This is a genomic window from Amycolatopsis sp. MJM2582 (assembly GCF_000754115.1).
Classification (GTDB): Bacteria; Actinomycetota; Actinomycetes; order Mycobacteriales; family Pseudonocardiaceae; genus Amycolatopsis; species Amycolatopsis japonica.
Genome location: NZ_JPLW01000003.1, coordinates 68,374 through 82,494 on the forward strand (window position 1 = coordinate 68,374; position 14,121 = coordinate 82,494).

Here is a 14,121-nt window from a genome sequence, read left to right on the forward strand (position 1 = left end):
TCTCTTCTCCCTCAGTCTTTTTCGGAGTTCGCCGAGGCCTCACCGATCGCGGTGAGACCCTTCTCGACGACGTCGAGCACACCGGCCACGCCTTCGAGCAATTTCACGAGGTTTTCGCCGCTGACGAGCAGCTCGCCGAGTTTCGCCGCGATCCGGCCGCCGTGTTCGACGGCGATCGCCACACACTCCGGGATCGCCTCGGCGATGCTGGCCCCGAACGTCGCGGGCGCCGCCGCGATGGCCCTCGTCATGATCGGCACGATCTTCCCGACGGCCTCGGTGATCAGCCGGGTGACGATGTCGACGGCCTGCGCCACCACCTCACCGGCCGCGACGATCGCCTTCGCGTTGGTCGCCGCGGCCTCCGCGACCGTTTTGACCCCGTCGACCAGCTTCGTCGCCGTCGCGGCGTAGTCCTGCTTCGCGTTCCCGGACCATTCGCTCGTCTCTTTCTCCGTCGTGGAGCCGTAGTCTTCGGCGACGGAGTTCGCGCCCCGCGAGACCCGGTCGTGCTCGGCGGAGGGAGCCGAAACCGACCCCGGATCACCGCGAAGCTGCCCGAGCGGCTCTTCGAGGAACGAGATCATCGGTGTCAGGAAGTCACACCCGGCGCTGCTCAACGCGGAAAGCGGGCTCGCCGTCGAGCCGAGCATGTCGAGTGAGACGGCCGGTTCGCCGCTGAGCTCCGCGGACAGCCATTCCTTGCCGCCGACGGAATCCCGCGCGATACGCAGGTTCGCGAGCGCGGTGCCGATCTCCACCGCGGTGGTCATCGTGCGCCTCCGTCTCGGTTCAGGCGGGCGGCGTGTTCTTCGTCCGTGCTCTGATACATCCCGGCCGCCTTCCGCATGCCTTCGCCGACGTCGTCCATGACGGACGCGGTGCGGGCGAACGCGTCCCTCGTCCGGCTCATCGCGGCGCCGATACCCGCGGTGAAGCACTGCGCGAACGGTCCGAGCGCCGTCGGCGGCATTTCACCGGGCAGGGCTGTGCCGAGCGACGACAACTGGTCGGCGTGCGCGGCGAGCCGGCCCGCGTGCCGGCGTAACTGATCGGGATCGACGGTGTAGGACCGTTCCGCGGTCATCGCACGACCTCCGGCGAGAGGTGCCGGGTGAGCCGGGTGAGTGCCGGACCGTCACCGAGATACCCGGCCATCACGTCTGCCATCCGTTCGCCGGCGAGAGACTGGGCCTCGCGTGCGGTGGTCACGATCAGCACGGCGAGCGCGTCGGCTTCGAGTCTGCGCGCGGCGGGCGTCAACGCGACATCCTCGAGCACACCCGCCGCGTTGACCGAAACGGTGACCTCACCCCGGGGTGAGCGTGCCGTCGCCCCCGCCTGTTCGAGGCTTTCCCGAGCCTGGCGGGCGCCGTCCGCGGCGCGTTCGAGCCGGTCTCGGTAGTCGGCGAGCCATTGTGCCGGCTCCATGGTGTTCCCCTTCCCTTTTCGATGGAACGCGTCGTCACTGACTGGCCAGTGCCGTCGCCTCGCGTAGTGCGTGAACGAGTTCGTTGTGCCGCAACGGGTTGACGCTCACCCAGCCGCGGTCGTCGTGGTCGATCCGGACTCTCCCCGAAGGACCGTCCAGCCAGGAGATTTCGAGTGGCCGCTTCTCGGCGCCCGATCGGCGCACGACACCGAGCTGGCCGCGTCCGGTCAGCGAAGGCAGCACGGTGGCGAGCGCTTCGGCGGCCGGGTCGTCGCCGACGGCCCCCGGGGACAAGGTGATCGGCAGGGTCGGTGCGGCGGGCACGTCGGGAAGGAGCCCGGCGAGAGTGTCGGCCACCGCGTCGTACGCGACCCTCATGACGGTCACCTGGCTCGGCGTGCCACCGAGCGTCTGTCCACAAAGGACCACTCGGTTTTCGTGGATCATCGCCGCGAACCCCGTCAAGCTTCCCTGGTGGGCCAGCACCAGATCGACCGAGCTGTGGTACCCGCGCAGCGCGGCGACCAGAGCCCCGGCCAGGCCGGCGGGTCCCTCCGACGTGGCGAGACCACGCTCGGCCAGCGAACCGCCCGCGGCGCTGAGCGACACCTCGCGTTCGCCCGCGATCCGGCCGAACGACGGAATCCGCATCGGAAACGGCAGCGGTACCCCGGCGAAGGTCGCGAGCAGATCCAGCTCCGCGAGTGCGAAGCGGGTGCCGTGTTCGTCGAGCGGGGTCATGACGCCCGCCCCTTGAGTTCGTCGCCGGAGCGCTCTTCCCGCTCTTGGTACTCACGTTTGGCGGACGCCAGCATCTGCTGGTACTCCCGGACTTCGCGTTCCGCGGCCTTCACCTCGCCCGCGAGTCCGGAGCCTCCCGCGGCTTCCCGCAGGCGGTGCGCCAGATGCGCGGCGGGCGGCGCGGTTCCCAGCATCGGCAGCCGTTCCGCGAGCCTGCTCGCGGTGGCCACCAGATCGGCGGTGAGATCGCCGAGCTCGGCCAGCGTCGTGATGCGCGCGTCGAGCAGGTCCAGCTCGACTTCGATGCCCCGCCCCGCGCTCATCGCCACTCCTGCCGGGGAAGACCGATGACCGCCTCGCTGGCGGGTTCCGCGAGTGGGAACAGCGCGTGGTCGATCGTCGGCAGCTGGTTCGTGTGGTCGTCCTCGTCGGACCGGCCAGGCGTGCCCGAGCCGACCGGCGCCGGCTGACCCACGGAGCCGGTGCGCGCCGCGGCCGGTTCGGCGGCCGTCTGCGCCGCCATCGCGCCGGGCCCGGCCGGCAACGCCGCCGCCCCCACTCGCACGCCGTTCGCGAGAGGATTCACGAAGGCGCCGGTGAGGCCGGCACTGACGGCCGGGACTGGTCCGAGCCCGCCGGACCCGGTGAGGCGCTGCCAGGAAGACCCGCTCGGGGTGGTGCGCTCCGGTGAGGAGGCCGAGGCGCTCACCGTGGTGTCGCCGCCGCCCGGCATGGTCGAGGCGGCCGGGACCGTGCCTTGTGCCTGTCCGATCAGCCTGCTCGAATTCGTCAGGCTCGACTCATAGGTGCGCATCGTCTGGACGGCGCGCTGCTTCCGCAGATCGGCCGAGCCGGTTTCGGCGTAGAAGCTGAAACCGGCTCCGCCGAAGGTCCAGTCCAAGAACATGCCCGTCATGCGTCCGGCCGGATCGTCCGCCGGGGCGGGCATCGTGGCCTTGGCCCATGCGAGCGCGTCGGCCGCCTGTTGCGCGGCCCGTTCGCCGGCGTGGGCGAGTTCCGCGATCTTCTCCACCCGTTCGGCGAGCACGAGTAGCCGCTTGGCCGCCTCCTCCGCGCCGCTGCCGTGCCAGCCGTCCAGCAGCGCGTCATGCTGTTCGCGCAGCACCTCGGCGTGGTCGACCAAGGCCGCCCGGTGCCCGGACCAGTCCGCGGCGATCGTGCTGACGTCCGTGACGTCGGCGTCCTGCCACAGCATCCCGTGGAGCTCTTCGTGGCTGTAGGCATCCCAGTTCACCCCGCCATCCAGCGCGGTCTCGGCGCTCACCCCGGTTCCCCCTTCCCACCGACCGCTTGTCGATGCGACCCATGCTGGCGGCGGGCGTGCCGGAGCCGGAAGGTCGAGCGGCGGCCATTTACGGCCGGTGGCGCTGAGCTGCGAAAAGGCCCTAGAGCTGGGAGCGGTAGGCCTTCGCGAGATGCTGCTGCAGCCGGGCGTGCCGGAACTGGTAGACCGCGCCGGACTGGCGCAGGACCCCTCGCCGGTACGCGTCGTCCAGGAACGCGGTGACGGCCCACGGCAGCTTGCGGAGCAAGGGGAGCCGCAAGCGGGTGAAGACCAGCCACTGGCCCCACGCGGTGAAGGTGATCACGTACGCGAAGGCCGTGACGAGCCCCGCGGTGAGGCCGAGCAGGGCACTGACCCTGAACGAGCGCACAAGGTGGAAGGACGGGCCCGTGATGCTCTCCAGCGCGGCCGCGGCCCCGAAGCTGCCGAGGCCGATCGCGATCGCGAGCACCGGCGCGAACAAGCCGACGACGCGCAGCACGGTCGAGCGGTTCGCCGCGAGCAGATCGGCGGGGCTGGTGGCGGTGGTCAAGTTGGCGGGTACCTGGAGGAGGGTGAGGAGCGCCAGCAGCCCGCCGCAGACAGGGCCGAAGGCGAGCCCGAAAACGGTGACGTCGACCAGGATCAGGCGAAGGAGATGGCCGAGATCATCGATGACGACGAGATCCGGCGACAGCGCTCTCACGAAGACGCCGACAAGGGTGACGGCGACGGCCGCCAGCACGCCGCCCGCCACACCCGCCGCGAACCTGACCGCGATCCTTCGCCGGAGGCGGGGCCGTCGTGCCCGCCGGTCGAACAGCCGCATCCGCACACGTGTCGGTTCAAGGGACCCGGCCTTGCGGACCACGAGGAACGAATACAGCAGACCGAACGGAACGGCGATCACGGCCCCGCTGGCCAGCCCGTCGACGAGGACGACGGGCCACCGGAACGGCAGGCCGGAAGTGAGGGAATTGAGCGGGCTCAACACGAACCAGATGACGAGCGCCGTGGTCAGCCAGGTGGAGGCCGTCACCAGGAGGATGCGCGACCAACGCGTCAGCGAGCCGCCCAATCGCCACCATTCGAGGTCACCGGTGTCCCGCCGGTCGAGGTCGTCGGCGAGAAAACCCAGCCAGCGGCGGACCTGTTCGAGATCCCAGCGCTGCCGGACGTCACCGGCTTCCCAGACGGTGGGGACGAAGGTGTCGAGCAGATGCTCCTCGAGCGCCTGCGTCGTGGGGAAGCGGTCGGTGTCCAGCAGACTTGCCGGATCGCGTTCGCGCGAGTCGCTGTAGACCGTGCGGGCGAGCCCGACCATGAGCGGGGTTTTCAGGACCGTCGCCAGGTTCGAGGCCGGCGCTTCGGTATCGCGCAAGGCGGCCAAGACCGGATCCCACGCCGTGGCCGTTCCGCCGGGAGTGACGCGTCGTGCCGTTCGGGGCAGGTAACCGGCGAGATCGTCGACGCCGAGGTCGGTCAGTTCGACGACGGCGGCCGACGTCAGCGTGTGGACGTTGGTGACAGCACGTTCGTACTCGTCGAAACGACTGGTCAGGAACAGCGGCCCGGACAGGGAGTTGAGTGCTTCGAGCGCCGGCCGGTGCAGCCCCTCGGCGATCTCGTCGAAGCCGTCGAGGACGGGCAGGACGTATCCGGTGTCGACCAGCACGGCCGCCAACGTCGAGCCGCCGGGAGCCTCGGCGGAGAGCCCGGGATGGTCGCGCTGAAGCGTTTCGACGAGCCAGGAACGCAACGGTGTCGTGGTCGGGTCCCACGAACCGATGGTGAAGATGACCGGCACGACGCCGCCGCGATTCCGGACGGCCAGCGCGTCGAGCGCGAAACGCAGCGTCAGCACGGTCTTGCCCGCTCCCGCGCGGCCCAGCACCACCAGTTTTCGTGACGGGATGCCGCGGTAGACGTCCGCGATGTCGCCGATCTCGCCGGAGAGATCGAGCGGCGCGGCTGTCACCCCGTGCGGAACGCGGCAGATGTTGTCCCAGTGGTCGGCGAGTTCGGCCGCGACCCGCCACCGTACGGGCAGGGGGAACGGATCGTGCACTCGGCGCAGTTCCTCCTCGCGCCGGAGCCGGGTGGCGATGATCGTGGCCAGGTGGTCCGCCGCTTCGGTCACCTCTTCGGGCACGATGACGAGGGAGGGAGCCGGAACCACCGGTGTTTCGACGGTGTCCTCGGGCGGCGCTTCGACGGGCTCGTCCGATTGCCTGCCGTCGGCGGCGGCGAGGAGATCGGCGCGCTCCTGCGGGGTGATGCCGAGTGCGTCGGCGAGCAACGTCACGGTGCCGACGCGCGGGTCGGTGCCCCCACCGGTTTCGAGACGGCGGATGGTCCGCACCCCGACCCCCGAGCGGGCGGCCAAGCCGTCCTGAGTCAGACCTGCCCGGCGGCGGGCGTCACGGAGGAGAACGCCGAACCGACCGGCCACGGGCGACGTCCCTCCAGAAGCGCTGTGCGACGGGTGATCATCCTAGTGGCGGGTAGGCCGCGAACGGGAGTCCGTAAGCCTGGTCGGTACCCCGCGCGAATCCTTTCTTTCGTATTTGCCGATCCCGGTATGTTTCGCGACGAAATCGGCAAGAAAAGCGGGCGGCTGTGAAACGCGAAAGACCCGCACTTCTGGGAAGCGCGGGTCTTTTCTACTGTGGAGCTGAGGGGAATCGAACCCCTGACCTTCTCGATGCGAACGAGACGCGCTACCAACTGCGCTACAGCCCCTGGTGAAGCTTGCCCCTGCGTTTGAGGCTCCATGAGCTTAGCAGTGGCTCTGGAGGCCCAAACGCAGGGGGGTCACTCTCCGGAGGCCCGGCGGAAAGGCCTGGTCCCGGGCTCGTCGAGCTCGTGGAAGGCCGGGTCCTCGTCGTCGAGGTCGACGACGACGGCTTGGCGCCGGAGGCGGGACATCGGGGACGGTTTGCGTTCCACGACGGCCGGACGTTCGGTGGCGACGACCTCGATGTCCTCACGGGACTCGTGGTCTTCGTCGTCGACCGCCGGCCGGCGCGGGGCGCGGGTGCTGTTGAAGCGGGCGAGGCGGCGCTGCCGGATGTCGTTCTCGATGCGGACCTGGCGGCGCAAGTACGCCAGGTAGCCGATGAGGACGGCGTCGACGACACCGTTGGCCCACCAGACCGTCGGGGTCAGGAAGCCGGCGACGGCCGCGGTGGTGACCACCAGCACCAGGAGGGCGATGACGACCCGCTGCCGGAACGCGTACTTGGCGCGGGCGGCGATGTCCGCCGCCTCCGGGTCGAAGCCGCCACGGCCGGGACGGTAGCCCGTGCCTTGGCGTTCTCTTTCCGGGCGGGCCGTGTGCGAGGGCTGGGGAAGCGGTTCGGCTTCCGGCTCCTCGTCCTCGAGGTCGGCGTCGAGCTCCGCCTCGAGTTCGGCCAGGTCGTCTTCTACCGATGGTTCCGTGTTTTCCGCCATCGCGAACTCCTCCGGTCCCTCGTGGCGTGTGCTCCCGCTCCGCACGACTCGCGCCGCCAAGGCCGAGTCCGTCGTCCGTGCGACCTGCTGGCGCTTGCGGGCGACCATGGGCACGAGAACGACGAGCCATGCCGCTGCGAGCGCGACGATGATCACCGAACTGGGCATCTCCCGTCACCTCCCCCGATCCACTGCTGTAGTCACGCTAGCCACAACAGTCACACACGCCGCGCAGACTCGCCGGTTTCGATCACGGAAAATGCATCACCAAATTAGGTGAATCTCACAGCTTGTGGTAACGCGGTCACCGGAACGACCCGGTAATGGGGTCAAACGCGCTCCGCGAGGCCCTTCGAGACGAGCCGTGAGACCAGTCCGTCACCGGTCTCCTCCTTGGTGACGGCGTAGCAGAAATGGTCCCGCCAGCCACCCGCGACATCGAGATAACGCTCGAAAAGTCCTTCTTGCCGGTAGCCCGCTTTGCCGAGAACTCGCAGGCTGGGGGTGTTTTCGGGGCGGACGGTCGCCTCCAGGCGGTGCAGCCCGCCGAAGTCGAAGACGTGGTCGGTGACGAGGGCGACGGCGCCGGTCGCGACGCCGCCGCGGACGATGTCCGATGACACCCAGTAGCCGATCCAGGCCGATCGGAGCGACGCCCGGATGACGTTACCCACAGTGATCTGTCCGGCGAAGCGTCCGTCCACCGTGATGGTGAACGGGAGACATTGACCGCGCCTGGCCAAGCCGCGCAATGCCAGCCATTGGGACGGCCATGACCAATACGCGTTGCGATCCGGCCAGGGCCCGACGCCGGTCGGTTCCCACATTTCCAGGTGCTCGCGATCGCGCAGTCGGACGCGGCTCCACTCGCCGGCGTCGCGGAGACGGACCGGCCGGACGGCGAGGATCCCGGCGGGCACCCGGAGCGGGCCCAGCTTCGCGGGCCAGCCCGGATGCCTGCTCTCGATCGGATACGCGACGCCGGAAATCGGTGCGCCCATTACGCCCGCTGGGCCAGGAAGGTCACCTTGACCTGCTCGCCCGCGGCGACCTCGGTGAGGTCTTCGTCGATGTTGATCAGGCAGTTCGCCTCGGCCAGCGACGCGAGCAGATGCGCGCCGGAGGTGCCGAGCGGCTGCACCAGGTACTCGCCGTTGCCCTCGTCGCGCAGCAGCTGCCCGCGCAGGAACCCTTTCCGGCCCTTGGTCGAGGTGATCGGGGAGAGCAGCCGCGCGCCGACGATCCGGCGGTGCGGGTTGCGGGTGCCGCGCGCGGCGCGGATCAATGGGCGGACCAGCACCTCGAATACGACCAGCGCGCTCATCGGGTTGCCGGGGATCAGGAACGTCGGGACCGAGTCGGGACCGAGCCTGCCGAAACCCTGCACGGAACCGGGGTGCATGGCGACGCGGGTCATGTCGATGTGGCCGAGATCGGACAGCGCCGCGTGCACTTCGTCGCCCGCGCTCCCGCCGGCGCCGCCCGCGACGACGACGATCTCCGACATCAGCAGGCGACCTTCGACGACCTCTCGCAGGCGCTTCGGATCGCCGGGGACGATGCCGACGCGGCTCACCTCGGCGCCCGCGTCCCGCGCGGCCGCGGACAGCGCGTAGGAGTTGACGTCGTAAACCTGTCCGACCGACGGAGTGCGGTCGATGTCGACCAGTTCGTCGCCGACGGAAACGATCGAAACCCGGGGTCGCGGGTAGACCAGGACCTTCGCGCGGCCGACCGCGGCGAGCAAGCCGACCTGGGCCGAGCCGATGGTGTCGCCCTTGCGCACGGCGACGTCGCCGATCTGCACGTCCTCGCCGGTCCGGCGCACGTAACCGGCCGACGGCACCGACCGATGCACGGTGACCTTGGCCTGGTGCCCGTCGGTGTAGGCGGTCGGGACGACGGCGTCGGCGAGCGTCGGCAGCGGCGCGCCGGTGTCGACCCGCACGGCCTGCCCCGGCTGCAACCGCCGCGGCTGGCGGGAACCGGCGGCGATCTCGCCGACCACCGGCAACTGCACCGGCTCCTGACCCGCGGAGCGGACATCGACGCTTCGCACCGCGTAGCCGTCGACGGCGGCCTGGTCGAAACCGGGCAGCGCGTGTTCGGCGACGACCTCTTCGGCGCACAGGAGGCCCTGGGCCTCGGAGATGGCGACCCGGACCGGGCGCGGGCGTACCGCCGCGTCCAGGGTCAGGGAGATCTGATCCTCGACGGAACGGAACTGTCCCGCGTCTTCGGTCTCGGCCGCTTCGGCGATGGGTTCCGTCATGACTGGGGGATCTCGATCCGTTCGTTCGACCAGGCACGCGTTGAAGGCCCGTCGGTGAACTGAAGTTCACCACCGTTACCAGGAGTGATGCGGTCCGAAGCCGCGGAAATCGCCCGATCGGGCAAGCTCCTCGTGGTCCGTGCCGCCGGGGTGGTCGCTGCGCCTGTCATAGGCGTGAAGCCTAACCTGACCACGTGGTCGAGCCCGGCAATGAACACCTGAGCAAAACGGAGTGGCGTTCCCGGATAACCGCCGAACGGCGTTCGCAGGTGTCGGAAGAGCATGCGCGGGAGGCCATGGCGCTAGCCTCGGCCGCCGCTCGGCTGCCCGGTGAAGTCGTGTGCGCCTATGTTCCGTTCGGTACCGAACCGGGTTCGACGTCACTGCTTGATCAACTTCTGGACCAGGGCAAACGGGTGCTGCTGCCGATCGTCCCCGACGCGCCGGGCCCGCTGGAGTGGGCCGTCTACGAGGACCCGTCGAGCCTCGGGCCGGGACGGCTGCGGGGGTTGCTCGAGCCGACCGGGCGCCGCCTCGGTCCCGACACGCTGAGGACGGCCGATCTGGTGCTGATCCCGGCGCTCGCCGTCGACGACGCGGGCGTCCGGCTCGGCCGCGGCGCCGGGTACTACGACCGGTCGCTCTCCTTCGCCGCGCCCGGCGCGGCACTGATCGCCGTCGTCCGGGACGCCGAACTCGTGCGCGAGTTGCCCGCGGAACCGCATGACGTCCGCATGACCGGGGTACTGACCCCGGAGCACGGCTTGGCGCCGCGCCCGGTAATAGACTGACGCCCCGACGCAGTGGTTCAGAAAGGGCACAATGAGCTCTGACGCGCACCTGTCCGATCATTTCGCCGAAACGCTGTCGAAAATGCGTTCCGCGGGCGCCCACCCCATGGAGCTGGCGGCCCTGCGACGGCGTCTCGAGCAGCTGACCGAACCCGGCGCCGGTGAATTGCCGGGAAACGAACTCGAACCTCTCGATGACATCAGCAGGCTCGTGGATCTGCCGGAGCCGGACCCCGAAGAAGCGCGCCGGGTGCTGGACCGCACCGCCGTCCTGAAGCTCAACGGCGGGCTCGGCACGAGCATGGGGCTCACCGGCCCGAAATCGCTGCTGGAGATCAAACCGGGGAAGACGTTCCTCGACGTCATCGCCATGCAGGTGCTTTCGACCCGGGAGAAGTACAACGCGCGGCTCCCGCTGATCCTGATGAATTCGGCGGGCACCCGCGAACCTTCGCTGGAGTTGTTGAAGAAGTATCCCGATCTCGCCGACGACGTCATCCCGGCCGACTTCCTGCAGGGGCGCGAACCGAAGATCACCGCCGACGGGCGGCCCGTCGCCTGGCCCGCGAACCCGGAGCTCGAATGGTGCCCGCCGGGGCACGGCGACATCTACGTCGCGCTCGCGGTGAGCGGAATGCTCGAAACCCTGCTGGCCGAGGGAATCCGCTGGTGCTTCGTGTCCAACTCCGACAACCTCGGCGCGCTCCCGGACGCCCGGATCGCGGCGTGGCTGGCGAAGGAGGACATCCCGTTCGCGATGGAGACGGTGCTCGGCACCGCGGCCGACCGCAAGGGCGGGCACCTCGCGCGGCGTGCGGGCCGGATCGTCCTGCGTGAATCCGCGCAGGTCCCCGACGGGGACGACTCGTTCGGCGACGTCGCCAAGTGGCGTTACTTCAACACCAACAACATCTGGTTCGATCTCGAACGCCTGAAGGCGCTGCAGGACGCGGACCCCGCCGCGCCGCTGCTCCCGCTGATCGTGAACCGGAAGACCGTCGATCCCGCCGACGCCGCCAGCACGCCGGTGATCCAGCTCGAAACGGCGATGGGCGCGGCGATCGGTTCGGTCGAGGGCGCGCGGGCCATCGAGATCCCGCGGAGCCGGTTCGCGCCGGTCAAGACCACCGACGATCTGCTGGTCGTCCGGTCCGACGCGTACGTGCTCGACGACGGCGGGCAGATGGTCCCGGAGTTCACCACCACCCCGCCGGTCGTGTCGCTGAGCAAGGAGTTCTACAAGCTCCTTCCGGACTTCGACGCGCGTATCCCCGTCGCGCCTTCGCTCAAGGAGTGCACGAGCCTCGCGGTGGACGGCGACGTCACCTTCGGAAAGGACGTCGTCGTCCGGGGCGATGTGAAGATCACCGGGCCGAAAACCATCCCGGACGGCGAAGTCCTCTAGCCGCGCTGGGCGATGAACACGTACTCGCGTCCTGGACGGTCGGGGGCGTCCCGGACGTCCAGGACGCGAAATCCGTGCTCCGCCAGCAGGGACTCCAGGTCTTCGCGTTCGCGGAACCACAACGTCGAGTCCGAGGTGACGACCTCGCCGTCGGGGAACCGGTAGCTGTACCGGAACGACACGAACGGGAGGTTCACTTCGGTGACCTCGCGCCACTGCTCGACCTCGCCGACGCCGGGAACTTCGATGGTTTCGTGTGCGGTGTCGGCCGCCCAGTCCTCCCACGCCCGGCGTCCGGGGCGCCGGATCTCGAAGACCAGGTGACCGCCCGGCACCAGCGCGGTATGGACGCCTTCGAGGGTCCGGTTCCATTCGTCGTCGGTCAGGAAGACCTGGGCCACGTTCCCGGTCATCACCGCGAGATCGGCTCCCACGTCGCCCGCCGCTTGCGCGTCACCATGGATCCAGGTGATCTTCCCTTCCGGGTCTTTGGCTTTCGCGACGTCCAGTGACGCCTTCGCGGGATCGACACCGACGACCTCGATTCCGCGCGCGGCCAAGAGAACGGCCAGGCAACCGGTGCCGCAGCCGACGTCGAGCACTCTCTTCGCCCCGAGTTCGCCGATGATGCCGAGGTAGTGGTCCAGGTCGTCGCGAGCGCCGTCGAAGGCGTCGTAGATCGGTGCGAGCCGGGCGTGGGCGAAGAGCGCGTCAGGCATTCGGCGACGATAGTTCCGGGACGCGTGCGGGAGCCACGGATTTACGGTCGCGCCGCCACGCCCGTTCTTCCAGTGACGCCAGCTGCGGCAACGCCCGGCTGATGCCGAGCTCCTGTACATGCCGAAGAAACCTAGCCGGTGCCGGCTTCGTCCACCGGGTGCTCGAGCCAGGCGTTCGGCTCCGTGTAGACGCCGACGTCCAGCGCCGAGGAGGCGAGCACCGGCGCGATCCCGCCCGGCACGGCCGTGAGGCCGTCCTGGAGTTCGACGCCGGTCCACGCCTTCCACTGGGCGAAGGTGCCGGTGACCGTCATCGCGAACGGCGCCACTTTCCGGAACCTGGCGCCGAGCCGTTCATGCGTGCGCAGCCACGGATCCTCCGGCAGCCCGTCCGCGCGACGGCGAGCGATGTAGTCCTCAAAGGACAGTCTTGGTTCGTTCTCCTTCCCGGCCGGGCGGACCGGCACGACGAGTTTGCCCATCCCTGTTTCCGAAGCGCGCTTTTTCAACGCTTCCAACGCTTTTGTGGCCAGGCCGCCGCCACGGCGGCCTGGCGCGACCATCACTTCGAGTGCGATCAACGTATTCGTCTCACGGGAGCTCAGCAGGTCTTCCGCGGCCCAGATCAGGGCGGCGTCCCAGCCGTGGTCCGGCAGTTCCGGGCGTTCGGCGGTCGGGAAGCCGACCGGGACGGCGGCGGTTCTCGCCACGGGAACGCCGTCTTCCAGCAGCACGAGGAAGTATTCCGGCCAGCGGGCGGCCAGGTGGGACGACTTCGCCAGCAGTCCGGCCAGACCGTGCTGGAGGAATTCGCCGCCGACGCCGCCGAGGCCGAGCGCGGGCTCGCGCAGTTCGGGCCTGGTGGCCAGGTCTTCGATCACGATCATGTCCTCAGTAGACCCGAGGACACGCGATTCTCACGAGATAGTTTTCCGGTATGACGAGAGGGAATGGCGCATACGCCTGTCCTTGCTGCGGCTATCTCACGCTGGGCGAGCGTGGCGCGTTCGAGATCTGCTCGGTCTGCTTCTGGGAAGACGACGGGCAGGACGACCACGACACTGACGTCGTCCGAGGTGGGCCTAACGGTGCCCTGTCACTTACGGTCGCTCGGCGGAACTTCGATCTTCACGGTGCCTGCGAAGAGGCGCATGTGCACAATGTGCGGCCTCCGGAACCGGACGAGATCCCTGTCGAGGGGAGCGCTCGGCCGCTGCCCGAAGACGCGAAGGTCAGGCGGGTGAAACGGATGCGGTACTGATCAGCGTACGGGCAGCGCGCGGCGCCGTCCGGTGATTCCGGTGGTGTTGAGGTTGGCGCGCTCGCCGGCGGAGTGACCGTCGAGATAGCCGCTGCCGGACAGCCGCCTCGGCGGAGCCGAGCGCAGGTCGCCGTACTGCTCGTCGTACGCCTGTTTGACCATCGCCGTCCGATCCTGGATCACCAGTTCGGCCGAGCGGTGACCGGCGGTGGCCGTATGGGTCCTGGCCGCGGTGTCCTCGCTGTTGCGGAGCCGTTCGTAGACCGCGCCGGAGAATCCGTGCAGCCACGTCCGCCGGTACGCGGCCAGCGATTCGCCAGCGAACACCCGGTTCTCCGGGCGCACCCTGGTCAGCTGGGTGGTCGCCTGCAGCAGCAGGCTCGTGTACAGCAGTTCCGTCCGCTCCAGATCGGAACGGAAACCGAACACCGTCACCGCGGTGACCGATTGGCCGAGCCGGTGCAGCAGGGCCCGGCAGCGCAGCGGATGCGCGATGTTCGTGAGCAGGCCCGCCTTGTCCCGGCTGTACGGGTTGTCGATCGGGATCTTGATCTGGGTGATCTCGTCGGCGGTCGCCCCGGAGGCGGCCAGCAACGCCTGATCGATGCCGTACCGGGCGATCAGTTCGGCGGCCTTGGTGTTGTACGACTCGGCTTCGGCCTCGGTGACCGCCGGGTCCTCCGCCTTCGCGAGGAGTTTCCGGACGCGCGCGAGCAGCGTGTCATGGTCGGGCATGGTCCTCCTTCCTGATTGGGTTGGAGC

Annotated in this window: 16 protein-coding genes and 1 tRNA gene; 3 read left to right on the forward strand and 14 right to left on the reverse strand. The window is 69.3% G+C overall.

The features are described from left to right. Positions 1-11 precede the first annotated feature (11 nt). From ED92_RS19005 to glp, 11 genes are all read right to left on the reverse strand, one after another. Entirely contained in the window at positions 12-773 is a 762-nt protein-coding gene (locus ED92_RS19005; RefSeq protein WP_037340531.1) for a hypothetical protein, read from the reverse strand. After that, a complete protein-coding gene (locus ED92_RS19010; protein WP_037340533.1) occupies positions 770-1,087 on the reverse strand; it encodes a WXG100 family type VII secretion target in 318 nt (105 codons plus the stop codon). Before ED92_RS19010 ends, ED92_RS19005 begins: the two co-directional genes overlap by 4 nt. Next, a complete protein-coding gene (locus tag ED92_RS19015) occupies positions 1,084-1,431 on the reverse strand; it encodes a YbaB/EbfC family nucleoid-associated protein (protein ID WP_037340535.1) in 348 nt (115 codons plus the stop codon). Before ED92_RS19015 ends, ED92_RS19010 begins: the two co-directional genes overlap by 4 nt. Positions 1,432-1,465: 34 nt before the next feature. Next, positions 1,466-2,173: an ESX secretion-associated protein EspG gene (locus ED92_RS19020; protein ID WP_037340538.1), complete on the reverse strand. Its 708-nt coding sequence runs from the start codon at positions 2,171-2,173 to the stop codon at positions 1,466-1,468. Then, positions 2,170-2,496, reverse strand: a complete 327-nt coding sequence (locus tag ED92_RS19025) for a hypothetical protein (RefSeq protein WP_037340541.1) — start codon at positions 2,494-2,496, stop codon at positions 2,170-2,172. The genes ED92_RS19020 and ED92_RS19025 overlap by 4 nt, the downstream gene beginning before the upstream one ends. Beyond that, entirely contained in the window at positions 2,493-3,458 is a 966-nt protein-coding gene (locus ED92_RS19030; protein ID WP_052120754.1) for a hypothetical protein, read from the reverse strand. Before ED92_RS19030 ends, ED92_RS19025 begins: the two co-directional genes overlap by 4 nt. Before the next feature lie 121 nt (positions 3,459-3,579). Next, complete coding sequence (locus tag ED92_RS19035; RefSeq protein WP_037340543.1) at positions 3,580-5,910, reverse strand: helix-turn-helix transcriptional regulator; 2,331 nt, start codon at positions 5,908-5,910, stop codon at positions 3,580-3,582. Positions 5,911-6,127: 217 nt separating this feature from the next. Then, positions 6,128-6,200, reverse strand: a tRNA-Ala gene (locus tag ED92_RS19040). Positions 6,201-6,272: 72 nt separating this feature from the next. Next, a complete protein-coding gene (gene glpR, locus ED92_RS19045) occupies positions 6,273-7,079 on the reverse strand; it encodes a gephyrin-like molybdotransferase receptor GlpR (protein ID WP_037340545.1) in 807 nt (268 codons plus the stop codon). Positions 7,080-7,240: 161 nt separating this feature from the next. Continuing rightward, complete coding sequence (locus ED92_RS19050) at positions 7,241-7,912, reverse strand: GNAT family N-acetyltransferase (RefSeq protein ID WP_037340548.1); 672 nt, start codon at positions 7,910-7,912, stop codon at positions 7,241-7,243. After that, entirely contained in the window at positions 7,912-9,183 is a 1,272-nt protein-coding gene (glp, locus tag ED92_RS19055) for a gephyrin-like molybdotransferase Glp (RefSeq protein WP_016337356.1), read from the reverse strand. The genes ED92_RS19050 and glp overlap by 1 nt, the downstream gene beginning before the upstream one ends. A 218-nt stretch (positions 9,184-9,401) precedes the next feature. Between glp and ED92_RS19060 the strand changes: the two genes are divergently transcribed. Together ED92_RS19060 and ED92_RS19065 are read left to right on the forward strand one after the other, a co-directional pair. Further along, positions 9,402-9,974 (forward strand): 5-formyltetrahydrofolate cyclo-ligase, encoded by a 573-nt coding sequence (locus ED92_RS19060; protein ID WP_081975906.1) that lies wholly within the window; start codon positions 9,402-9,404, stop codon positions 9,972-9,974. A gap of 31 nt (positions 9,975-10,005) precedes the next feature. Further along, complete coding sequence (locus tag ED92_RS19065; RefSeq protein ID WP_037340553.1) at positions 10,006-11,379, forward strand: UTP--glucose-1-phosphate uridylyltransferase; 1,374 nt, start codon at positions 10,006-10,008, stop codon at positions 11,377-11,379. Here ED92_RS19065 and ED92_RS19070 read toward each other — a convergent pair. Together ED92_RS19070 and ED92_RS19075 are read right to left on the reverse strand one after the other, a co-directional pair. After that, entirely contained in the window at positions 11,376-12,098 is a 723-nt protein-coding gene (locus tag ED92_RS19070; RefSeq protein WP_037340556.1) for a bifunctional 2-polyprenyl-6-hydroxyphenol methylase/3-demethylubiquinol 3-O-methyltransferase UbiG, read from the reverse strand. The two genes, ED92_RS19065 and ED92_RS19070, sit on opposite strands and share 4 nt — an antisense overlap. 131 nt (positions 12,099-12,229) lie before the next feature. Beyond that, positions 12,230-12,985 (reverse strand): GNAT family N-acetyltransferase, encoded by a 756-nt coding sequence (locus tag ED92_RS19075; protein ID WP_081975866.1) that lies wholly within the window; start codon positions 12,983-12,985, stop codon positions 12,230-12,232. A 50-nt stretch (positions 12,986-13,035) separates the two neighbouring features. Between ED92_RS19075 and ED92_RS43800 the strand changes: the two genes are divergently transcribed. Further along, entirely contained in the window at positions 13,036-13,359 is a 324-nt protein-coding gene (locus ED92_RS43800) for a CPCC family cysteine-rich protein (protein WP_037340559.1), read from the forward strand. On the opposite strand, the gene ED92_RS19085 is transcribed toward ED92_RS43800, so the two are convergent. Beyond that, the gene (locus ED92_RS19085; RefSeq protein ID WP_037340562.1) at positions 13,360-14,094 is read right to left on the reverse strand and encodes a DUF2786 domain-containing protein; all 735 of its coding nucleotides are present in this window, start codon (positions 14,092-14,094) and stop codon (positions 13,360-13,362) included. Between the last annotated feature and the right edge of the window lie 27 nt (positions 14,095-14,121).